Here is a 22,109-nt window from a genome sequence, read left to right on the forward strand (position 1 = left end):
TCATATCTAGCCTATTTATTTTTTGGTTAGTTAAGATGCGTATTATACTCCCTGTTATTACCATTATTATTGCTTTAGCTTTGCTCATTCCTGGAATAACTCAGCCAGTGTTGACTTTAGAAGGTAAAATAAACAAGTCGGAGCTGGCTAAAACAGGTATTGAAATGATTGCCGACGAAGGCGACAGAAATACCCGTAGTGTATTAATGATGGCATCCAGCATGTTAGGGCTTGATAAGCTTGAAGGTGAAATAGATGCCTACAAAAAAACACGCAGCATTTGGGGCACAGTGAATGAGTTTGCTAACAATAAAAATTATTTGGTGGCAGCACTGATTGCTGTGTTTTCAATTGTTATCCCCACATTAAAATTACTGATGCAGTTAGTTTATTGCTTTTTACCAGCGAACAAACTTAAGTATTTACTTGGTCAACTAATACAGGGGTTAAGTAAATGGAGTATGGTTGATGTGTTTGTGATTGCATTGATTGTGGTCTATTTAGCTGGTAATGCCGATGGGCAAATGGGTGAGCTTATAAAAATGCACGCCGAATTAGGTGATGGTTTTTGGTATTTTACTGGCTATTGCCTGTTTGCTATTGCAGCAACTAGCAGCATAAAAATAGCTAAACCCTTGTCGAGCGCGTAAATTTCGGGCTACAATCTGGGCGGTTAATTTTTAAGGTATGATGATGGCGCGACTTTCAAGCTACTTATTGATAGTTATGATGCTGCTCACTTTTGTGGGTCAGTCAGTTGCGTCTGTTGCTATGGTGTGTGATATGCCACATGCCAGCATGCAAATGAACCATCATGCAAATATGAATGCCGACAGCGACATGAGCGAGATGGACTGTTGCCATGAAGATATCATGGACAACAGCGATTGTGCGTGTCCGTTCAATGCTTGTACAGCTCACTCACTCCTCCCTCTAAATAGCCTAGTTGTTAGTTCAATTAAGCAATCTGAAAAAGTCACCGTGTTAGGCGTAAACCAACTTAGCTTTCATATAAGCTCCTTATACCGTCCACCTATTACTGCTTAAGCAGGATAGGTCTGTCTAAAATTCAGCATCACGCTGCAAGAACACCTCATTCTGCACCCTAAATCTATTGTTTTTTTTACCATTATTTAAGATTTTTGGAGCATGTGATGATTCACAGCAAATTGATTAAGGCGCTTTATCTAGGCGCAGTTTTGATAACCTCAAGTTTAGTGAAAGCAGAGCCTTTGACACTCAATCAGGTGATTGATTATGCATTGACTCACGAGCCTTGGTTGCAGGCAAATAAATACCAGCAACAGGCAATAGAAGCGCAAAGCATTGCTGCAGGTACCTTACCAGATCCGGTATTAACTGTTGGCCTAATGAACTTACCAACCGATGGCTTTGCCTTTGACCAAGAAGGTATGACGCAATTCAAAGTGGGCTTATCACAACAATTTAGTCGTGGTGATAGTCTTGCCCTACAGCAGCAAGCATTACAGCAATCGGCTGAGCAATACCCTTGGCTTAGAGCTGACCGCCAAGCACAGGTTAAAGCCATTGTTAGCGAAGCATGGCTAAACGCCTACCGTGCACAAAAAAGCATTCAATTAATCAACCAAGATAAAGCATTATTCAATCAACTCATTGATATAACAGAAGCAAGCTATGCCAATACACTTGGTGCGACTCGCCAGCAAGATATTATTCGCGCTCAGTTAGAGCTAACACGCCTTGAAGATAAGCTGGTGATGCTTGAGCAGCAGTTTGATAGTGCCAAAAAGCGACTGGCGCAATGGCTACCTATTGACATGTTAAATGGTGCGGTGAGTGATGAAAGTACCAAAGTGACCGCATTAATGCCTTATCAAGAGCTCGCCCCATCGGGTGTCACTGAAGTGTTAATGGGGCACCCAGCAATAATTGCTATTGAACATGCACTACGTGCTAAAAACACCCAAGTGCAAGTGGCGAAAGAAGCGTATAAACCTCAATTTGGTATGAATTTAGGCTATGGCTATCGTGATGATACCCCGATGGGGGACTCTCGCGCTGACTTATTCTCAATTGGCGTTAGTGTTGATTTACCGCTATTTACCGACAACCGTCAAGATCAACACGTCAATGCTGCAATTGCCAGCGCAGAGGCGGTAAAAACCAACAAACTTATTACCTTACAAAAGCTGCAAGGACAGTACTTTAAAGAACTCAGTCAGTTGAGTCGACTCGCGAAGCGCAAAGCATTGTATCAACAACAGCTATTACCGCAAATGGCTGAGCAAGCTGAGGCAACACTTAATGCTTACACCCATGATGATGGCGACTTTTCAGAAGTGATGCGTGCTCGCATCAGCGAACTAAACGCGAAAATAGATGCGTTAAATATTGAAGTCGATAAACAAATTACCCTCGCTCGCCTTAACTATTACGCAGCAGCAAAAGATAACCGCATAAATGCAGCACAAAGCACAAAGCCAAGGAGCTAGCAATGAATAACACAGTGAAATTAGTTGTCGCTTTGGCGGTCGGTGCAGCATTGGCAACGGCTGTAAATAAGCTTGCTGAGCCAGATCATGCACAAATGCCAAGCGCTGAGAAAAAACCACTATATTGGGTGGCACCTATGGACAGTAATTATCGCCGTGATGAACCAGGTTTATCACCGATGGGTATGGAATTAGTACCCGTTTATGAGGAACAAAGCAGCGCTGAAGACAGCCCAGGTACCGTGAGAATTTCTCCCGCGGTCGTTAATAACTTAGGAGTAAGAACAGCACCTGTGCGTTTTAAATCATTACAAACTACCGTTGATACGGTTGGCTATGTGCAATACGACCAAGACCAACTCGTGCATATTCATCCTCGTGTTGAAGGCTGGATAGAAACCTTATATGTCAAAGCTGCGGGTGACCAAGTTAAGCAAGGCGAGCCTCTTTATACCTTGTATTCTCCACAACTTGTGAATGCACAAGAAGAACTACTGCTTGCCCTTAAACGTAACAACACGGTGCTTATTCGTGCTGCAAAAGCGCGTTTGGCATCACTGAATGTTTCAGACGATTTTATTGCACGATTAGAGCAAAGCCAAAAGGTTAGGCAAAACATTACCTTTTATGCCAAGCAAAGTGGCGTATTGGATGAGCTAAATATCCGCGAAGGTTTTTATGTGAAACCAGGCACAACCATGATGAGTATTGCTCACTTAGAAGAAGTATGGGTTGAAGCTGAAGTTTTTGAGCGTCAAGCAGGGCTTATTCATAAAGGCTTGCCAGTGACTATGACACTCGATTACTTACCAGGGCAACGCTGGCAGGGTAAGGTCGATTATATTTACCCAACCCTTGATGAGAAAAACCGTACCCTGCGTGTGCGCTTACGTTTTGCCAACCAAGATGGCTTACTAAAACCGAATATGTTTGCTGAAGTGAGTATTACCACCAAGCCAACTGAGCCGCAATTAGTCATCGCAAAAGAAGCGGTGATCCGTACGGGTAGCCAGGACCGTGTCGTGATTGATTTAGGCGAAGGGCGCTTTAAGTCAGTCGCTGTGACACTAGGTCGCAGTGATAATCATGACGTCGAAATTTTATCGGGCTTATTGAAAGACGATAACGTAGTGGTTTCAGCACAGTTCTTAATAGACTCAGAATCAAGCAAAAGCTCTGACTTTATGCGTATGCAAGAGCCTGATAGTGATAGCGCAATGGTGAACGGGGTTATCAACAGCATTGACCGCGAAGCCAGAACTGCGGTGATTAGTCGTGAGGCTATCCCTAAGTGGGGCCGCGATGCCGCAACCATGGAGTTTCATTTTTCGCCGCGTATCGATATGTCTAGTTTGCAAAGCGATGATGAAGTGCATTTTACCTTTAAGTTAGTGGACGGTGAGTTTGTGATTTTTGACATCATGACCCTAAGCCACCCTATGCAAGGAGAAATGCAATGATAGCTGCCGTGATCCGTTGGTCAGTCGGTAATCGCTTCTTTGTATTACTGCTGTCTTTAATGTTGGCGGGCTTTGGAATTTTTTCTTTAAAAAATACCCCAGTTGATGCCTTGCCTGACTTATCTGATGTACAGGTTATTGTAAAAACGTCTTACCCAGGACAAGCGCCACAAGTGGTGCAAGACCAAGTAACGTTTCCGATCACCACGGCGATGTTGTCGGTGCCTGGGGCTGAAACGGTAAGGGGTTTTTCGTTTTTTGGTGATTCTTACGTATACGTTATTTTTAATGAAGACACTGATCTTTACTGGGCCCGTAGCCGAGTACAAGAATATTTGAGTCAAGTAAGTGCTCGCTTACCTGATTCAGCAAGGCCCGAGCTTGGGCCTGATGCAACAGGGGTGGGTTGGATTTACCTGTATGCGCTAGTGGATAAAACCGGTAAGCACGATATTAGCCAGCTACGAAGTCTGCAAGATTGGTTTTTAAAGTTTGAACTGCAAACGGTACCAGGTGTATCAGAAGTGGCGTCTGTTGGCGGTATGGTTAAGCAGTATCAGGTTAATGTCGACCCAGATAAATTGCGTGCTTATGGTATTCCGCTGAGTTTAATTCAAACAGCGATTAAGCAAGGTAACCAAGAGCGTGGTGCATCTGTCGTCGAAATGGCTGAAGCCGAATACATGGTCTCTAGCACCGGTTACGTTAAAAGCGTTGCCGATTTAGAGGCCATTCCGCTGGGTACTAATGCCAATGGTACGCCATTGCAATTACGCGATGTGGCCGATATAAAACTTGGGCCGCAAATGCGCCGTGGTATTACCGAACTAAACGGCGAAGGCGAAGTAACTGGTGGTGTGGTGGTGATGCGCTTTGGCGAAAACGCCGAAGCAACCATCAAACTAGTGAAAGAAAAGCTAGAGTCGCTAAAAAAAGGCCTGCCTGAGGGGGTTGAAATCATCCCTGTGTACGACCGTTCAAACCTAATTACCCAAGCACTTGATAACTTAAGCTCAAAGTTAATTGAAGAACTCATTGTCGTGGCCTTAGTGTGTGTGGTGTTTTTATTCCATATACGCTCATCGATAGTAGCCATTATCACGCTGCCAATGGGCATTTTAACGGCGTTTGTGGTTATGTATTGGCAAGGTATAAACGCCAATATCATGTCGCTTGGCGGGATAGCAATTGCCATTGGTGCAATGACAGACGGTGCTATCGTGATGATCGAAAATATGCACAAGCATATGGAGAAAACCCCGCTGACCGACGAAAACCGTTGGCAAGTGGTGATGGACTCAGTTGCAGAAGTCGGGCCCGCATTATTCTTTAGTTTATTAATTATCACCGTCAGCTTTATGCCCGTGTTTATTCTAGAAGCACAAGAAGGGCGAATGTTCTCGCCTCTGGCTTACACAAAAACCTATGCCATGGCGGCCTCGGCTGGTCTAGCGATTACATTGGTGCCGGTATTAATGGGCTACTTTATTCGCGGTAAGGTTATTTCTGAGCAGAAAAACCCTGTGAACCGCTTATTGGTGGCAGCGTATAAACCCTTGTTAAATGCGGTGTTAAAAGCGCCGAAAACAACACTGGTACTGGCCTTAGTGTTGGCTGTTATCGGTTTTTATCCAGTTAATAAAATTGGTAGTGAGTTTATTCCTCCTCTTGATGAGGGGGACTTGATGTACATGCCAACTACCTACCCAGGTATTTCAATTGGTAAGGCCCGTGAAATCTTACAGCAGACCGATAAGTTAATTGCCAGTGTGCCAGAGGTCGAATCGGTATTTGGTAAGGTAGGTCGTGCGGATACTGCGACAGACCCCGCGCCGCTCACCATGATCGAAACCTTTATTCAGTTAAAGCCAAAGTCACAGTGGCGCGAGGGTATGACAACCGAAAAACTGAAAAAAGAGCTCGATAATCTGGTTAAGTTCCCAGGGCTCACCAATGCGTGGGTTATGCCCATCAAAACCCGTATCGATATGCTTGCCACTGGGATTAAAACCCCTGTGGGGATCAAAGTGGCAGGGCCAAAGCTGAGCGAAATTCAAAAAATCGGTGAGCAAATTGAAGTCATCTTAAAAGATTTACCGGGTACCGCTTCGGTTTACTCAGAGCGCGTTGCCGGTGGTCGCTACATCAAAGTCGATATCAACCGTGAGAAAGCAGCGCGATATGGTTTGAACATTGCTGATGTGCAACAGGTTGTTGCCACTGCTATCGGTGGTATGAATGTGACTGAAACCGTTGAAGGGCAAGAGCGTTACCCAGTTAACTTGCGTTATCCGCAAGATTATCGCGACTCGCCTGAAGAGCTTAAGTTGTTACCGATAGTGACACCAAACGGACAGCGTATCGCATTGGCTGACGTAGCCCATGTCTTTATTGAAGATGGTCCGCCGGGTATTAAAAGTGAAAATGCGCGCATCAATGGCTGGAGCTTAATTGATATTGAAGGCAGTGATATCGGCAGTTACGTTGAGCGTGCGCAACAAGCACTGCATCAGCAACTCGAGCTGCCAGCCGGTTATTCAATTACTTGGGCAGGGCAATACGAATATATGGAGCGTGCAAAAGCCAAACTTAGCTACGTCTTGCCATTAACCTTAGCTATAATTGTGGTGCTGCTATACCTCAATTTTAGAAGCTTTACTGAGGTGGCAATGATCATGCTGACCTTACCGCTTGCGATGATAGGCGGTATTTGGCTGATGTATCTGGAAGGTTTTAACTTCTCTGTTGCTGTTGGAGTCGGCTTTATTGCGCTTGCGGGGGTTGCCGTTGAAATTGGCGTAATCATGCTGGTTTATCTCAATCAAGCTTATCAAGATGCCAAAGCGCAATCAGCACAGTTTACGGTGACAGAGCTGCGCCAAGCAATTATCAATGGTGCTGGCCTTCGGGTTAGACCTGTGATGATGACAGTGGCAACCATTATCATTGGTTTACTGCCAGTGCTGTATGGTACAGGAACGGGTAGCGAGGTGATGAGCCGAATAGCCGCGCCTATGGTCGGTGGTATGCTAAGTGCTGTTGTGTTAACGCTTTTAGTCTTGCCTGCGCTTTATTTTATATGGCGTAAACGACACCTATAAATTTTACAGTGGGTGTGTAACTTGTACGTTCTTCTTACTATAAGTTACATACCTTTATGTTTAAGGTTCTGATATTAATTGAGTTTTTTGCTGGTGTGATTTATGCAATGTCTTATTAAATTGATTTTAGTAAGGAATGCACATGCAAGTTAAAACAATACAACAGGTTTATGATTGGACTGTGATGTTTCACACCCAGATGGCGGCGAACTTTCACAGTGTTAAAGATTTATTAGACGAGCATAATCAAATGCTGGTGGATTATTATCTGCAATATGAGAAAAAGCTTGCCGAAGACTTGGTTGGCTTTAAAGCGATTACTGAAATAAACACCCTAGATACGTATTGCTACGAGTATTTTGCTGAAAATCCTGAACTTATTACTTTCAAAGATATTAGCACTGATCAGCAAATAGATGAAAAAGCTATTCAAGTCTACTTAACTTCACAACACCAGAAGGTTATTGATCTATATGAATATTTAGTATCTCGTGCTGAAACCTCTGAAACGATTGAGAAGCTTGAGCGTTTACTTGAGCTGGAACAGCAAGGTTTAAAACAAATGATGCAAAGTTCTAACCGTCATATGGATATGTAAAGTTCTAACCGTCATATGGGTATATATTTAATGAAAATCGAGTAAAAAGCCGACCTTTTTAAGGTATTTTTGCTCTTGTTGTAAGTCAGCCAATAGCAAGGTATGTTCTTTAAGCCAGTTGGTGTGGAACTTTAAGAACATGCTATTTTGCTTGGCTGCTACTTCAAGTTTAAAACCTTGATCGGTAATGCGCTTTTGATTCAGTAGCACTGCTAAGCGCAAAATCACAATGAGCTGTAATATTTCATAGTGTTGCATGGTGTGTAGTGTTGGGAACTCTTCTAAACGAATTTTTTTACGGTAAAAACGGATCATACAACTTAGTAGAGTTTGCTGCTGCTGCGTAAAGCCCGGCAACTGACTGTTCGCCACGATGTAGGCACTGTGTTTATGTAGCCCTGATGAATTAACCCCCAAGCCAATTTCATGTAGTTGTGCAGCCCAATCCAGTAAGTTTATATAGTCAAAGTCAGTAAGTTGCCAAGCTTCTTTGACTTGTTCAAACAGCCATTTTGCGGTTATCGATACGCGATTAGCGTGTTCTTTATCTATGGCATTACGCTCAGATAGGTTCGCTATGGTATTCGTGCGAATATCTTTATGGGCGAGCTTTTGCTGCATTTCATGGAGTAAGCCTTCACGAAGAGAAAATTCGCTGTATTGCATTGTGTTTATTTTAAATAGCCTGAATACCGCGATTAATATCGCTAAACCACCACAAATACTGATTTGTCGCTCAGCTGTGAGACCATCAATTTGCAGCGCTTGAATGTGTTTTGCAGCAATAAACTGGGTTTTCAATTCGAGTAATCTTCCTAAGGTAATTTGCTGTTGTGCTGCGTCATTAGCATTGATCATAGCAAGGATTGATTTGATTGTGCCCGATGTGCCAACCACCGATTGCCAGCCAGCCGATAAGTAGTTAGCAAAGATCACTTCAAGTTCTTGTTCGGCACGAACCTCAGCTTTGGCAAAGCGTTTAGCGGTAATTTGCCCGTCTGAAAAAAACTGCTTAGTGTAGTTAACACAGCCCATGTTGCGGCTAGCAAGTAAAGTGTGTTCGAAGTGTTTACCAATGATAAGCTCGGTACTACCGCCGCCTATGTCAATAACTAAGCGGTTTTCATCGTGATGGATGTAATGTGCGACACCTTGATAAATCAAGCGTGCCTCTTCTTGCCCTGATATTACTTCAATCGGGTAAGGGAACACTTTACTAGCTTGAGTTAAGAACGAATGAATATTTTTAGCGCGGCGTAATGTGTAAGTGGCGGCTACTTTGACATTCTCAAGTGGAAAGTCCTGTAAAGTGGCTGCGAATTGTTTCAAAATTGCCAGTGCACGCTCAATAGCTGCTTGGTTTAAATGGTTTTTATCATCCAAGCCATCAGCTAAATAAACGCGCTGCTTTTCTTTGTGTAAGACTTGCAAAGAGCCGTCGACCTCTCTTGCCACCACTAAATGAAAGCTGTTTGAGCCTAAGTCAACGGCAGCAATAGAGGGGTAATCATTCATTATTATAGTTACTTTCCCATTTTTTAAGGTGGTCATAAATAGCTATTTGTGAACGAATTTTCTTACGATTGCCACGCCGTACATAACTATTTTTTTGCTCGCTATCGATTACGCGCGCTTTAGTTCTATCTTTAAACTGTAGTTCAAGAATATCAATAATGAGCTGCTTTAATTTTGTATCATAAATAGGTGTGGCGACTTCCACACGGTGGTCGAGGTTACGGGTCATCCAATCGGCTGAGGAAATATAGACTTTCTCCTTACCATTATTGTGAAACACCATTACTCGAGGGTGCTCTAAGAAGCGGTCTACAATACTGATAATACGAATATTATCATTGCCGCTAAGTGATGACGGAACTAAAGAGCACATGCCACGTACAATAATGCGTATCTTTACCCCACGCCTTGCCGCGAAATAAAGATGATCAACGAGCTCTTTATCGACAAGGTTATTTATTTTTACTGTAATTCGGCCAGTCTTACCCTGCTCAGCATGAGTTATTTCTTTATTGATCAATGAGGTGATTGTTTCTCTGGCATTGACAGGTGAAATCATCAAGTGATCGAATTGGAATGGTTTGTAACTACTTTCAATAAATCTAAATACGCTGTCAGATTCTTCTGCTATACCTTCATGCTTAGTAAACAAGCTAAAGTCGGTATAAATCTTTGCGGTTTTTTCATGGAAGTTACCCGTACCAATGTGCGCGTATTTAACGATGCTATGTTTTTCTTTGCGATGAATGACGCACAATTTGCTGTGTACTTTTAAAGCTGGAATACCGAAGATAACTTTAATACCTGCATTACTGAGGGTTTTCGCCCATTCGATATTATTTTGCTCATCAAAGCGCGCCTTAAGCTCTACCATTACTGTGACGTGTTTACCGTTTTTTGCTGCATTTATTAGTGTAGAAACAAGGCGTGACTGGCTGGCTACACGATAAATGTTGACCTTAATCTGTGTAACATCTGGATCAAAGGCTGCTTGGCGCACAAACTCAAGTAAATGATTAAAGGTGTGATAGGGGTAATACAGTAAAATATCTTGCTCTGAGATGGCATCAAACACACTCGAGTGATTATTAAAAGCAGTACTTTGTAATGCGGGTAGGGGCTTGTTTTCTAAATACTGACGGCCAACATTAGGAAAGGCAATAAAATCACGGAAGTTACGATATCGACCACCTGGGATCAGCGCATCATGTTGGCTTATGTTAAGGCGCTTTTTCATCACTTTAAGCATTTCATCAGGCATACTTTCGTCATAAACAAGGCGCACAGGCTCGGCAGAAATTCGTTGTTTCAGGCCTTTCGACATTTTGTCGAGTAAACCTTCTTCAAGCTCATCATCTAAGTTGTATTCAGCATCGCGGGTTAGTTTTATGGCGTAGCATTGAATATCATCAAAACTAAAAAAGCTGCTAAACACGTCGCGAATAAAATAAGCGATAATGTCATCCAGCATCACAATGGTTTTATGGCGGCGTGTTTTCTCAGGTGGCAAAATAACAAAGCGAGACACACGATCAGTGGGAACTTCTAGCATCGCGTAATGACTCTTTTGGTTAGTCATTTCGACAAACAAATAGGTCATGGTGTCGTTGATTTGGTCTGAGTAGTCTTTCTTTTCAGAGAGCAAAATCGGCAATATATGCTGCAGCACATTGTCGTGGAAAAACTTTTTCAGCCAAGTTACGTGAAATTCAGATAGTGTTTCAGGAAGTTCAACGTGAATATTGTGCTCATTTAAATCATTTAAAATATCTTTATGAATTTGATTAAACTTTTTGCCAAGCTGTAGCACTTTGCTTTGGATCTGATGAAGTAAAATCTCATCTTCTTCAAAGTTCGCATCAGGAATTTTATTAAGTAAAATTCGCCGTTTCACATCCGCAACACGTACTCTGAAAAACTCATCCATGTTATTTGAATAAATGCCTAAAAAGCGCATGCGTTCAATAATTGGGTTGGATTTATCTTTTGCTTCTTGTAGCACACGCTCATTAAAAGATAGCCAGCTCAGTTCTTTGGCGAAATAGCTCATTGCTGGTGATGAGGAAGGGGTGGCATTCATCTGATTTCTCAAACATCTATTATTAAAATAAAAGATAGAGGATACAGATGACACAAGTATGACAAGCGTGTCAGTTTTGTGACACGCTTAATCTAACTTAAGTTGTAGAAGTGGTACTTGGTTTAAGCATCCTCAATATCAACAATCAAGTCAGTGGTAATTGACTCAAGCGCTGTTATTACTTCATCTTTATTCATGCCTACAGGCAATGCTACCGTTGCAACAGCACTAAAAATAGGGACTCCCCAGTTAGGTGCGCTCTGCTGTTTTGAGTTCAGATGTGTAATATTTGCGCCTTTATGGCGTATTACACTGGCGAGTTCTTGTACGATTCCTGGTCTATCGTTGCCTGTTATTACGAAATTAATTTGCTCCGTTGAGACCTCTGGAAGAATATCTGAACCACGCTCTATTCGCACTTCTAAGTGCGGCAAGCCATGCAAAGCATCTTGTAGTTCTTGTAAATGTTCCTCTGGTACAGCAGCTTCGATAATGCCTGCAAAGTGACCTGCTAAATGACTTAAATTACTCGATAGCCAATTGCCGTGATGGCTTAAAATTGTGGCCGAAATATCTTCAACGAGCCCCGGTTTATCGGGACCAAGTATGGTGATTACTAACTGCTTCATGCTTAAATCTCTATAAAATGCCTCTGAAAAAATGAAAAAGGAGGGAGGCTTTGGTTAAAATGATTCTTATTATTGAAAAATAAGTCATATTGAGTATTGATGCTGTTTGAGTATTTGTCCAATTTTTTTCATATAGTTATAAAAGATTAGTTATAACAAAATCTTAGTTAAAGAAATTGAACTTTCTAACGACACGATTTAAGTCAAACTTTAATAAGATGTTAACTCCCCAAATAAAGTTGTTTATTACACTCAATTATGACGTTTGTAACAATACTGTCATCTTGGTGAAATATAATCCGCCCAACGTTAAGATTTAAGGGTGTTTTGATGACTTCCAATCCGAGTAAACCGACCTTTCATACGGATAGAAGCCGTCTATTTAAAGACAGGTTTGCCAAATGGGGTATTTCCGCAGGCGGTGTAATGGTGCTGATAGCGCTGTTACTTATTTTCTTTTACCTTCTTTATGTTGTTCAGCCTATTTTTGAGTCAGCAAAAGTGGAAACACGTAATAGTGTGAAGCTAACGAATGCATCTCAAGTTGTAGGGGTGGGCATGGAGGAGCAAACCGAAGTTGCTTTCTTATTAGGTGAAACAGGTAATGTGGACTTTTATAATATTGAAAAAGACCACTTTGGTAAGAAGATCACCACTCTTAATACAGAATTACCAAGCGATGTGAGCAGTTTTGCAAGTTCAGCGCCGTTTCAAGGTCAATACGCTTACGGTCTTGAAAATGGCTCTGTGGTTGTTGTTGCGCCAAAGTTTCTAGTCACATTTCCAAATAATCAGCGCCAGTTAACACCGCGTTTAGATTACCCGTTGGGTGATATGGCGCTTGAGGTTGATGACCAAGGTGCAGCGATTACTAAATTTGCATTTAGCCATTATGAAGATAAAACCGCAGTTGTTGCTTTAACTGCAGACAAGCGCGTTTTATTTAGCAGCTTTGTGGGTGAAGAAAATATGTTCACTGGCGAAGTTGAGTGGGTTGTTGAACGCACTGAGCTTGATATTGAAGGACGTGTTGATGAGCTATTAATTTCGCCAGATACAACGCGTACATTCGTTCGTTCTGCAAATCAAATTTATGTTTACGATACGCGTTATCCTTCAGAGGTTGAGCAAATCCAATTGCTTGCTGCAAACGAAGAGAACGCAAATCTTGTTTCAACTCAGTTGTTAGCTGGTGCTAACTCGTTAATGCTTGCTAATGATAATGGCGAAGTCTCACAGTGGTTTGAAGTAAATACAGAAGATGGCCGTGAATTTAAAAAGATTCGTGCTTTTGAAACCAGTAAACAATCTAAGTTAAATATTTTCACTGAATTTTATCGTCGTACTTTCTTCACCGCAGGTGCTAACGGTGAGTTAGGTATTTATTACACCACAAGTGATGCAAAACTGTGGCAAGGTAAAGTCAGTGATGGCCCAATTCAAAACTTTGCAATTGCACCACGCTCAAATGCTGCGCTTATTTTAGCGGATGATGCATTAAAAGTTGTCGAAATCCACAATGAACACCCTGAAGTGACTTGGTCTGCACTATGGCAAGAAGTATGGTACGAAGGCTATCCTGAGCCTGGTTATATTTGGCAGTCGACCTCTGCAAGTGATGACTTTGAGTCTAAGTTCTCATTGGTACCCATTTCATTTGGTACAATTAAGGCAGCGTTATACGCCATGCTGTTTGCCGTGCCAATTGCGCTTTCTGCGGCAATTTACACAGCCTACTTTATGTCGAGCGAACTACGTAAAGTGGTTAAGCCGACGGTTGAAATCATGGAAGCACTACCAACGGTAATTCTTGGTTTCTTAGCCGGTCTTTGGTTAGCACCATTAATTGAAGAACACTTACCAGCGATTATCGGTTTATTAATTCTTTTACCATTAGGGATTTTATTAACTGCTTTTGGTTGGAATAAGTTACCGAACTCAATTCGTCATCGCATTCCAGAAGGTTCACACTCTATTTTATTGATTCCAGTAGTGTTATTCATTGGTTGGTTATCATTTGCTATGAGCGGCACAATCGAACTTTGGATGTTTGATGGTAATGTGCGTCAATTTCTGACTAACGAATTAGGCATGACATTCGACCAACGAAATTCACTTGTTGTGGGGATCGCAATGGGCTTTGCTGTCATTCCGACTATTTTCTCTATCGCTGAAGATGCCGTATTCAGTGTGCCTAAGCACTTATCAAACGGTTCATTAGCATTAGGTGCAACGCAATGGCAAACCCTTGTTCGTGTTGTGTTATTAACAGCAAGCCCTGGTATTTTCTCGGCGGTGATGATGGGACTTGGTCGTGCGGTAGGCGAGACCATGATTGTACTGATGGCTACAGGTAATACACCAATTATGGATTGGAGTATTTTCCAAGGGATGAGAACCCTTGCAGCGAACATAGCGGTTGAAATGCCAGAATCTGAGGTAGGTAGTTCGCACTATCGAATCCTATTCTTAGCAGCGTTTGTATTATTCATATTCACATTTATTTTCAACACAGTGGCTGAGTTTGTACGTCAGCAGCTGCGTGATAAATATAGTTCAATGTAGGTGGAGAGACACGACATGGTAAAGCAGTGGTTTAAGTCTGGTTCTCCTTGGATTTGGATGACCGGCGGTGCGGTAAGCATCAGTTTAATCTCGGTTCTTGGCTTATTAGCCATGATTGCTTGGAAAGGCTTAAGCTTTTTCTGGCCATCAGAAGTTGTGCAGCTTGAGTTACAGGGTTCTGTAGCCAAGCAAACGGTAATTGGTGAAATTTATGACCGTGAACTTGTTCCAAAATCTCGTATTGAAGCGACGGGCGTTGATTTATCTCATTACGAAAAAGACGAGTTAGAGCGATTATTAATTAAAACCGGTAACCGTGAGTACGTTGATCTGGATTTCCGTTGGGTATTGGAAACGGATATTCAATCGCGTACTGCACCTGCTGCATTAGCGGTATTTGAACGCAGTAAAAATGGTAATTTTTACGGTTATGTAGAGCAGGTTTTTAAAGATGGTGAAGTGATTACTGAAAATAAAGTTGAAGTACTTTATGAGCTTGTGGAGCGTGCAGTTGAGTTAAATGACCAAGCACTGGATCTACAAAATGGCGACATTGGTCACATTAACTATGAACTTGAGCGTTTACGTTTAAAAGAAAAAGCATACCAGCTTGATAATGAACTTACCGATGAGCGTGTCGCTGAGCTTGCACAAGCACGTGCTGAACTTCGTGCTGAGTATTCAGAACTTGAAAAGCAATTATTTGCACTACGTAAAGAAGCAAAGCGTGATCAGGTCACAGTTAAAGACATGCGTGGTGAAGTGGTGACTTTACCTCTTTATCAGGTGCTTGATGTATGGTTCCCGAATGACATGGGTTTCTTTGCTAAGTTGGGTCATTACTTTGCGCAACTAGGTAAGTTTGTATCGGATGACCCCCGTGAAGCGAACACGGAAGGGGGTGTATTCCCTGCCATTTTCGGTACTGTTTTTATGGTACTATTAATGGCTGTTATTGTGACGCCATTTGGCGTTGTTGCTGCCATTTATTTACACGAATACGCTGCGAAAAATGCAGTAACTAAGATGATCCGTATCGCGGTAATCAACCTTGCGGGTGTACCATCAATTGTTTACGGTGTGTTTGGTCTAGGCTTCTTCGTATACATGTTAGGTGGCAGTATTGACCAACTATTTTACCCAGAGTCATCGCCAAGCCCTGTATTTGGTACACCGGGTGTAATTTGGTCTGCATTAACCTTAGCGATTTTAACGTTACCTGTTGTTATTGTTTCAACAGAAGAAGGTTTATCACGTATTCCTAGTACAGTACGACATGGCTCATTGGCTCTTGGCGCAACTAAAGCAGAGACGCTTTGGCGTATCATCATTCCAATGGCGAGCCCTGCGATTATGACAGGTTTAATCTTAGCGGTTGCACGTGCGGCCGGCGAAGTAGCACCACTCATGCTGGTAGGTGTTGTGAAGATGGCACCAACATTACCACTTGACGGTAACTTCCCATATGTACATTTAGATAGAAAATTTATGCACTTAGGTTTCCACATTTATGATGTTGGTTTCCAAAGCCCTAACGTAGAAGCGGCACGTCCGCTGGTATATGCGACGGCATTCTTACTGGTATCAGTAATTATCGCCCTGAATATCACTGCGATTGGTATTCGTAACCATTTACGCGAAAAGTTTAGAGCTCTTGAGCATTAATACAGAATTTTTATAGGTAGACAGAGATGATTACAGTTGCACCACAGGTAAACCAAGCAAAAAGCGCGGCAAAACTAGATTTAGATAATCTAACGGCTGAACAAAAAGCATTAGAGATTAAAAACTTAGATCTATACTACGGTGATAAGCAAGCGCTAAGTGGCGTAAATATGAACATTCCGAAAGGTCAGGTAACCGCGTTTATCGGACCATCAGGTTGTGGTAAATCAACACTTTTACGTTGTATCAACCGAATGAATGATTTGGTTGATAGCTGTCGTATCGAAGGCGAAATTTTGCTTCAAGGCCACAATATCTATGACAAAAACGTAGATGTTGCAGCGCTTCGTAGAAATGTCGGAATGGTTTTCCAACGTCCGAATCCATTTCCAAAATCAATCTACGAAAATGTTGTTTATGGCCTACGCTTACAAGGTATCAAAGAAAAGCGTAAATTGGACGAAGTGGTTGAACAATCTTTGCGCGGCGCAGCGTTGTGGGACGAAGTGAAAGACCGTTTACACGATAGTGCATTTGGTTTGTCTGGTGGTCAGCAACAACGTCTAGTTATTGCTCGCTCAATCGCTATTGAACCTGAAGTACTTCTGCTGGACGAGCCAACATCGGCACTTGATCCAATTTCGACGTTAGTGATCGAAGAGCTAATTAATGATTTAAAGAGCAAGTTTACCGTTGTTATTGTTACTCATAACATGCAACAAGCTGCACGTGTATCTGATCAGACAGCGTTTATGTACATGGGTGAGCTGATTGAGTATTCAGATACCAACACGTTATTCACGACGCCAACTAAGAAGAAAACTGAAGACTACATCACTGGCCGTTACGGCTAGCAACTGCCTAGCTTAGTGAACGTCAACGAATTTAGAGAGGTAGACAATGGAACATAACATTAATAAACACATTTCAGGTCGCTTTAATCAAGAGCTTGAGAATGTGCGCAACCATGTTTTAAACATGGGTGGTCTAGTTGAGCAGCAACTAAATAGTGCATTGGATGCAGTAAGCAATGGTGATGCGGAACTTGCGCAAAAAGTGCGTGAGAATGACTATAAAGTTAATGCGATGGAAGTGAACATTGATGAAGAGTGCACGCGTATTATTGCTCGTCGTCAGCCAGCCGCCAGTGATTTACGCTTAGTCATTGCCATTGCTAAAACCATTGCTGATTTAGAACGCATTGGTGATGAAGCAGAACGGATTGCAAAAGTCGCTTTAGATTCATTCACTAAAGACCAGCAAGACTTATTAGTGAATATTGAAAATATGGGTCGTTTAGTCTCAAAAATGCTTCATGATGTACTTGATGCATTTGCCCGTATGGATGTGCAATGTGCGTTTGAAGTACACAAAGAAGACGCCAAAGTTGACCGAGAATATGAAGCTATTACACGTCAAATTATGACATATATGATGGAAGACCCACGCTCAATCCCAAAAATTATGGATTTAGTATGGTCTGTACGTTCTTTAGAGCGTATTGGCGATCGTTGTCAAAACATTGCTGAATACATTATCTATTTTGTTAACGGCAAAGATATTCGTCATACATCTCAAGAGGATATAGAAAAGTCGCTGTAAATTATCCGCTACTTTTCAATATTTAACCGAGCGGCCCAGTGGCCGCTTTGTCTATTATTGGTTATGTAAGGCAGAAAAAGCGTTCACAATCGAACACAATGCTGTAAAATTCGAACCTGCCAAAGCATACTAATTTATTAAAGGGTCAGTTATGCCTACAAATGCATTTTTAGGGGTATTTGCTAAATCTCCTATTAAGCCTATGGAAGATCACATTAAGAAAGTACATCAAGCAAGTAAGGCCTTGATACCTTTCTTTAATCACGTTTTTAAAGAAGAGTGGCAAGAAGCGGAAGAAATCCGTCTAAACATTCGTAATTTAGAGCGTGAAGCGGATGACATGAAACGTGATATTCGCCTTCAACTACCGCGTGGCTTATTTATGCCAGTCGAGCGTACCGATTTACTTGAACTTGTTACTCAACAAGACAAAATAGCGAATAAAGCGAAAGATATTGCAGGGCGTGTCGTTGGTCGAGAAATGACTATTCCTGCTGAAATTCAAGAAGATTTCCTTGCTTATGTTGTTCGCTGTGTTGATGCAACTAAACAGGCATCAAAAGCAATTAATGAGCTAGATGAGCTATTAGAAACAGGCTTTAAAGGCCGTGAAGTTACTTTAGTTGAAAAAATGCTCGTTGAGTTGGACGCAATTGAACAAGACACGGATGACATGCAAATTAAAATACGCCGTCAATTGCGCGCCATCGAAAATGAACTTAACCCTATTGATGCGATGTTCTTATACAAGATCATTGAATGGGTTGGCGACTTAGCTGATATTGCTGAGCGCGTAGGTTCTCGTCTTGAGCTGATGTTAGCTCGATAATTTAAAATCAGTTCAAATACGAAAAATTAAAGGTTTCACACAATGGATATCATTGCAAATTACGGCACGTTTTTAGTTTTAATTGCCGCAGCAGTCGGTTTCTTCATGGCTTATGGTATTGGCGCGAATGATGTAGCTAATGCGATGGGTACATCAGTAGGTTCAAAAGCACTTACTATCAAACAAGCAATCATCATTGCCATGGTGTTTGAATTCGCTGGTGCTTATCTTGCCGGTGGTGAGGTAACATCTACCATTCGTAAAGGTATCATCGACGCTGCGCCATTTACAGACATACCTGAGCTTATGATCCTTGGTATGATAGCCGCATTATTTGCTGCTGGTAGTTGGTTATTAATAGCCTCTTTCCTTGGCTGGCCGGTGTCGACTACTCACTCAATTATCGGTGCTATTATAGGCTTTGCGCTTGTTGCGGTAGGCAGCGAAGCAATTCAGTGGAATAAGGTGATGGGCATTGTCGGTAGCTGGATTGTCACGCCTGCAATTTCCGGCTTTATTGCATACTTGATTTTCATGAGTGCGCAAAAGCTCATCTTTGATACCGATGCACCACTTAAAAATGCCAAACGTTATGTGCCCGTATACATGGGTCTTGCGGGCTTCATTATGTCACTTGTGACAATCAAGAAAGGCTTGAAGCACATTGGTATTAACCTAGGTTCAGTTGAAGGTTATGCCCTTTCAATCGCTATTGCGGTCGTGGTTGGTATTATCGGCAAGATTGCTATTTCGCGTCTTAAAATCGACCCTAAAGCGGATAAAAAAATGCAGTTCAACAATGTTGAGAAAGTGTTCGCAGTACTGATGGTACTAACAGCATGCTGTATGGCATTCGCACATGGTTCAAACGACGTAGCTAACGCGATTGGTCCACTTGCTGCCGTTGTAAACATTGTTGAGCACAATGGCGAAATTGCTAAGAAAGCATCGATTGCGTGGTGGATTCTACCGCTAGGCGGCTTAGGTATTGTTGCTGGTCTTGCTATTTTAGGTAAGAAAGTAATTAAAACAATTGGTGAAGGTATTACTCACTTAACACCAAGCCGTGGTTTTGCTGCTGAGCTTGCTGCTGCTTCTACAGTTGTTATCGCTTCAGGTACGGGTTTGCCTATCTCGACGACGCAAACACTGGTTGGTGCGGTATTAGGTGTTGGTATGGCGCGTGGTATTGCGGCACTTAACATGGGTGTGGTAAGAAACATTGTAGTTTCTTGGGTAATTACATTGCCAGTTGGCGCAGCCCTTGCTATTGTTATTTTCTACGTACTGAGAACTGCCTTTGGGGTATAAAAAAGTACTAACAGACTTTTAGCTTGAAAAGATCTCAATGCCCTAGGTATTGGGGTCTTTTTATTTGCAGGTAGTAAAAAAGAGTATGAATAACTTACCAAGTATTAAACAACTACAGTATTTACTAGCAGTCCATCAATATCAGCATTTTGGCCGTGCTGCGAGCGCGTGTTTTATTGGCCAATCAACATTAAGTAGTGCAATTCAAAACTTAGAGGAAACCCTAGGTTGCCAGTTAATTGAGCGAGAAAATCGCAGTTTAATGTTTACAGTAATCGGTGAAGAGGTCGTCGAGAAAGCACGTAAAATCATTGATGATACTCTGAGCTTAAAAGAGCTAACTAAAAGCTTTTTAACCCCCTTGAGTGGCACGTTGACATTAGGGGTTATTCCTACCATTGCCAGTTTTATTGCTGCACCTTTGTATCATTTCTGCAAGCAAACCTTTACCGAGTTAGAGTTAATTTTGGTTGAGGATACCAGCGATAAATTACTCGATAAGTTAGAACACGGGCAAATTGATATGGCATTGCTCGCCTTGCCGTACGATACTGAAAAATTTCATACCCAAGTGCTTGCCAAAGATCATTTTAGTCTGGTGCATCATAAAGATTATACTCCCGCCGCAGGCGTGGAAGATTTTAACTTGTTACCCGATGCAAGTGTATTCTTACTTGAACGTGAGCACTGTATGACGGGGCACGCACTCAGTGCGTGTCATTTAAATCGCTCAAGTTGCATCAACCCATTTGAGGCAGCAAGCTTACACACTTTACTGAGTATGGTAGAGCATCAACTTGGTGTTACCTTCTTACCACAAATGGCGATTAACGCAGGCATTTTAGATAAAAAAGAGATGGTCGCAACACCTTCACAAGCTGATGCTTATCGAGACATAGGCATTGTGTGGCGAAAAACCACAGGTCGCATTAGGGATTTCAGACTCTTTAGCCAACAGTTGGAGTTATTTCTTAATAAGCAATGTAGCTTAGACGGTCAATGTAACGAATAATAAAAAACCCCAAATAAAGAACCCCAAATAAAAAATTTGGGGTTTTTTTATTATTTAAACAAACTATTTTTCCCCTTCCCTCGACTAACATAATAACAAAACCATTAAAGGCAGATCAGATGACGAGGCTAGTGTGTTTTTTCAATCACTTGAAACATTAATTGCCAAGGCGCAACAGGGCAATAAACGGGCGTGGTTGAAATTAGTCAAACAGCACGAAACACAGGTATATAACTATTGCTTACGGATGTTAAGTCATCCTGATGATGCAATGGACTTGATGCAAGAAGTGTTTATTTCTGTGTATAAGAGCTTACCGAGCTTTCGTGGTGAATCGAGCTTCAATACTTGGCTTTATCAAATTGTGCATCGCCGTAGTGTTGAATATTATCGCCGCCGTAAACTGCATCAAAGCTTGGACGGTGTGCCTGAAGAAAGTTGTGAGCATAGCGAATTAGAGACTAATCAATTGCAATACCAGCAGCATCATGAACTCAAAGAGATGATGAACAATTTACCCTGGGAGCAACGTTTGGTTGTGGAGTTAAAATTTTTTCAGCACTGTACATTCGAAGAAATAGCTGAGCAATTAGGTATTTCGACTAATACAGTTAAATCAAGACTATACAGTGCATTGGGCAAGTTAAAAGTGCATTTGGAGGCCGTAGATGGCTAATTTAGATTCATTATTTACCGCATGGCTAGAAGGTGAAAGCCTGACAGATGAGCAAATTACATTGCTGCAAGCCAATGCTGAGTATGCATTAATGATGAGCAATGCAATTAAGTGGCAACAGCAGAGCCGAGAATATGAAACGATGAAAGTTCCTCACTGGGACAGAGAATCCAGCATGCCAAAAGTGCAGAAATCGCATCTGTTTTTCGGTTCAGGGATGTGGGCGATGGCTGCCTCAATTGCATTATGTGCTTGGCTATTTATGAGTAATCCGCAACAAGGAAATCAGCAGTTACTTGAACAAGTGGCGAAGCAAACGAATTTGTTAGAGTCGCAGCAAAAGCAAATTGATCAGTTACAAAATATTTTAACGGCGCAAAACCAAGTACAGCAGCAACATATGTATCAACTAGCCAAAGAAGCAATCAAAACAGGGCGAATAGAGCGTCAAGAAGATATTGCCAGCGTGCTTGCGTATATCAAAACGCAGCGTGCTCAAGACCAAGCATATTTGCGTATGCAGTTGAATGATTTAGCAGAGCAAGTGGACGGCAGGCCATTGCCAACCGTTGCCAACAATGTGGAGTATTAA

The 22,109-nt window shown here is 41.9% G+C and carries 18 protein-coding genes; 15 read left to right on the forward strand and 3 right to left on the reverse strand.

The features are described from left to right. Positions 1–35: 35 nt before the first annotated feature. The 6 genes from L3Q70_RS01410 to L3Q70_RS01435 all read left to right on the forward strand — a co-directional run bounded on the left by L3Q70_RS01410 (position 36) and on the right by L3Q70_RS01435 (position 7,633). The gene (locus tag L3Q70_RS01410) at positions 36–650 is read left to right on the forward strand and encodes a paraquat-inducible protein A (protein WP_237114729.1); all 615 of its coding nucleotides are present in this window, start codon (positions 36–38) and stop codon (positions 648–650) included. A gap of 43 nt (positions 651–693) precedes the next feature. Then, entirely contained in the window at positions 694–1,047 is a 354-nt protein-coding gene (locus L3Q70_RS01415; protein WP_062567208.1) for a hypothetical protein, read from the forward strand. A 107-nt stretch (positions 1,048–1,154) separates the two neighbouring features. After that, positions 1,155–2,474: a TolC family protein gene (locus tag L3Q70_RS01420; protein WP_237114730.1), complete on the forward strand. Its 1,320-nt coding sequence runs from the start codon at positions 1,155–1,157 to the stop codon at positions 2,472–2,474. A 2-nt stretch (positions 2,475–2,476) separates the two neighbouring features. Beyond that, positions 2,477–3,934 carry an efflux RND transporter periplasmic adaptor subunit gene (locus tag L3Q70_RS01425; RefSeq protein ID WP_062567210.1) on the forward strand — a complete coding sequence of 486 codons (1,458 nt, stop codon included), beginning with the start codon at positions 2,477–2,479 and terminating at the stop codon, positions 3,932–3,934. Then, a complete protein-coding gene (locus L3Q70_RS01430; protein ID WP_237114731.1) occupies positions 3,931–7,035 on the forward strand; it encodes an efflux RND transporter permease subunit in 3,105 nt (1,034 codons plus the stop codon). Before L3Q70_RS01425 ends, L3Q70_RS01430 begins: the two co-directional genes overlap by 4 nt. A 142-nt stretch (positions 7,036–7,177) precedes the next feature. Then, positions 7,178–7,633 carry a hypothetical protein gene (locus L3Q70_RS01435; protein ID WP_062567212.1) on the forward strand — a complete coding sequence of 152 codons (456 nt, stop codon included), beginning with the start codon at positions 7,178–7,180 and terminating at the stop codon, positions 7,631–7,633. Positions 7,634–7,660: 27 nt separating this feature from the next. Here L3Q70_RS01435 and ppx read toward each other — a convergent pair whose 3' ends face one another. The 3 genes from ppx to L3Q70_RS01450 all read right to left on the reverse strand — a co-directional run bounded on the left by ppx (position 7,661) and on the right by L3Q70_RS01450 (position 11,857). Continuing rightward, complete coding sequence (gene ppx / locus L3Q70_RS01440) at positions 7,661–9,148, reverse strand: exopolyphosphatase (protein WP_062567213.1); 1,488 nt, start codon at positions 9,146–9,148, stop codon at positions 7,661–7,663. Then, a complete protein-coding gene (ppk1, locus tag L3Q70_RS01445; RefSeq protein WP_062567214.1) occupies positions 9,141–11,228 on the reverse strand; it encodes a polyphosphate kinase 1 in 2,088 nt (695 codons plus the stop codon). The genes ppx and ppk1 overlap by 8 nt, the downstream gene beginning before the upstream one ends. 122 nt (positions 11,229–11,350) lie before the next feature. Then, complete coding sequence (locus tag L3Q70_RS01450) at positions 11,351–11,857, reverse strand: ACT domain-containing protein (RefSeq protein ID WP_062567215.1); 507 nt, start codon at positions 11,855–11,857, stop codon at positions 11,351–11,353. A gap of 330 nt (positions 11,858–12,187) precedes the next feature. Between L3Q70_RS01450 and L3Q70_RS01455 the strand changes: the two genes are divergently transcribed. From L3Q70_RS01455 to L3Q70_RS01495, 9 genes are all read left to right on the forward strand, one after another. Then, positions 12,188–14,422, forward strand: a complete 2,235-nt coding sequence (locus L3Q70_RS01455; RefSeq protein ID WP_193988189.1) for an ABC transporter permease subunit — start codon at positions 12,188–12,190, stop codon at positions 14,420–14,422. Between the two features lie 15 nt (positions 14,423–14,437). Continuing rightward, positions 14,438–16,087 (forward strand): phosphate ABC transporter permease PstA, encoded by a 1,650-nt coding sequence (pstA, locus tag L3Q70_RS01460; protein WP_130151575.1) that lies wholly within the window; start codon positions 14,438–14,440, stop codon positions 16,085–16,087. 26 nt (positions 16,088–16,113) lie between these two features. Then, on the forward strand, positions 16,114–16,941 hold the full coding sequence (pstB, locus tag L3Q70_RS01465; RefSeq protein WP_062567218.1) for a phosphate ABC transporter ATP-binding protein PstB: 828 nt from the start codon (positions 16,114–16,116) through the stop codon (positions 16,939–16,941). A gap of 46 nt (positions 16,942–16,987) precedes the next feature. Continuing rightward, on the forward strand, positions 16,988–17,689 hold the full coding sequence (gene phoU, locus L3Q70_RS01470; protein WP_062567219.1) for a phosphate signaling complex protein PhoU: 702 nt from the start codon (positions 16,988–16,990) through the stop codon (positions 17,687–17,689). A gap of 151 nt (positions 17,690–17,840) precedes the next feature. Then, positions 17,841–18,518 (forward strand): TIGR00153 family protein, encoded by a 678-nt coding sequence (locus L3Q70_RS01475; protein WP_062567220.1) that lies wholly within the window; start codon positions 17,841–17,843, stop codon positions 18,516–18,518. A 42-nt stretch (positions 18,519–18,560) separates the two neighbouring features. Further along, positions 18,561–19,829 carry an inorganic phosphate transporter gene (locus tag L3Q70_RS01480; protein ID WP_062567221.1) on the forward strand — a complete coding sequence of 423 codons (1,269 nt, stop codon included), beginning with the start codon at positions 18,561–18,563 and terminating at the stop codon, positions 19,827–19,829. A gap of 85 nt (positions 19,830–19,914) precedes the next feature. Continuing rightward, positions 19,915–20,841 (forward strand): hydrogen peroxide-inducible genes activator, encoded by a 927-nt coding sequence (locus L3Q70_RS01485; RefSeq protein WP_062567222.1) that lies wholly within the window; start codon positions 19,915–19,917, stop codon positions 20,839–20,841. 133 nt (positions 20,842–20,974) lie between these two features. Next, on the forward strand, positions 20,975–21,517 hold the full coding sequence (locus L3Q70_RS01490) for an RNA polymerase sigma factor (protein WP_237114732.1): 543 nt from the start codon (positions 20,975–20,977) through the stop codon (positions 21,515–21,517). After that, positions 21,510–22,109 carry a hypothetical protein gene (locus L3Q70_RS01495; RefSeq protein WP_062567224.1) on the forward strand — a complete coding sequence of 200 codons (600 nt, stop codon included), beginning with the start codon at positions 21,510–21,512 and terminating at the stop codon, positions 22,107–22,109. Before L3Q70_RS01490 ends, L3Q70_RS01495 begins: the two co-directional genes overlap by 8 nt.

The sequence above is a fragment of the Pseudoalteromonas sp. CF6-2 genome (genome assembly GCF_021729425.1).
Taxonomy (GTDB): Bacteria; Pseudomonadota; Gammaproteobacteria; order Enterobacterales; family Alteromonadaceae; genus Pseudoalteromonas; species Pseudoalteromonas arabiensis.

Coding starts and splice junctions, on each gene's coding strand:
- L3Q70_RS01410 (WP_237114729.1), top strand. CDS start 36: ATGCGTATTATACTCCCTGTTATTACCATTATTATTGCTTTAGCTTTG.
- L3Q70_RS01415 (WP_062567208.1), top strand. CDS start 694: ATGGCGCGACTTTCAAGCTACTTATTGATAGTTATGATGCTGCTCACT.
- L3Q70_RS01420 (WP_237114730.1), top strand. CDS start 1,155: ATGATTCACAGCAAATTGATTAAGGCGCTTTATCTAGGCGCAGTTTTG.
- L3Q70_RS01425 (WP_062567210.1), top strand. CDS start 2,477: ATGAATAACACAGTGAAATTAGTTGTCGCTTTGGCGGTCGGTGCAGCA.
- L3Q70_RS01430 (WP_237114731.1), top strand. CDS start 3,931: ATGATAGCTGCCGTGATCCGTTGGTCAGTCGGTAATCGCTTCTTTGTA.
- L3Q70_RS01435 (WP_062567212.1), top strand. CDS start 7,178: ATGCAAGTTAAAACAATACAACAGGTTTATGATTGGACTGTGATGTTT.
- ppx (WP_062567213.1), bottom strand. CDS start 9,148: ATGAATGATTACCCCTCTATTGCTGCCGTTGACTTAGGCTCAAACAGC.
- ppk1 (WP_062567214.1), bottom strand. CDS start 11,228: ATGAATGCCACCCCTTCCTCATCACCAGCAATGAGCTATTTCGCCAAA.
- L3Q70_RS01450 (WP_062567215.1), bottom strand. CDS start 11,857: ATGAAGCAGTTAGTAATCACCATACTTGGTCCCGATAAACCGGGGCTC.
- L3Q70_RS01455 (WP_193988189.1), top strand. CDS start 12,188: ATGACTTCCAATCCGAGTAAACCGACCTTTCATACGGATAGAAGCCGT.
- pstA (WP_130151575.1), top strand. CDS start 14,438: ATGGTAAAGCAGTGGTTTAAGTCTGGTTCTCCTTGGATTTGGATGACC.
- pstB (WP_062567218.1), top strand. CDS start 16,114: ATGATTACAGTTGCACCACAGGTAAACCAAGCAAAAAGCGCGGCAAAA.
- phoU (WP_062567219.1), top strand. CDS start 16,988: ATGGAACATAACATTAATAAACACATTTCAGGTCGCTTTAATCAAGAG.
- L3Q70_RS01475 (WP_062567220.1), top strand. CDS start 17,841: ATGCCTACAAATGCATTTTTAGGGGTATTTGCTAAATCTCCTATTAAG.
- L3Q70_RS01480 (WP_062567221.1), top strand. CDS start 18,561: ATGGATATCATTGCAAATTACGGCACGTTTTTAGTTTTAATTGCCGCA.
- L3Q70_RS01485 (WP_062567222.1), top strand. CDS start 19,915: ATGAATAACTTACCAAGTATTAAACAACTACAGTATTTACTAGCAGTC.
- L3Q70_RS01495 (WP_062567224.1), top strand. CDS start 21,510: ATGGCTAATTTAGATTCATTATTTACCGCATGGCTAGAAGGTGAAAGC.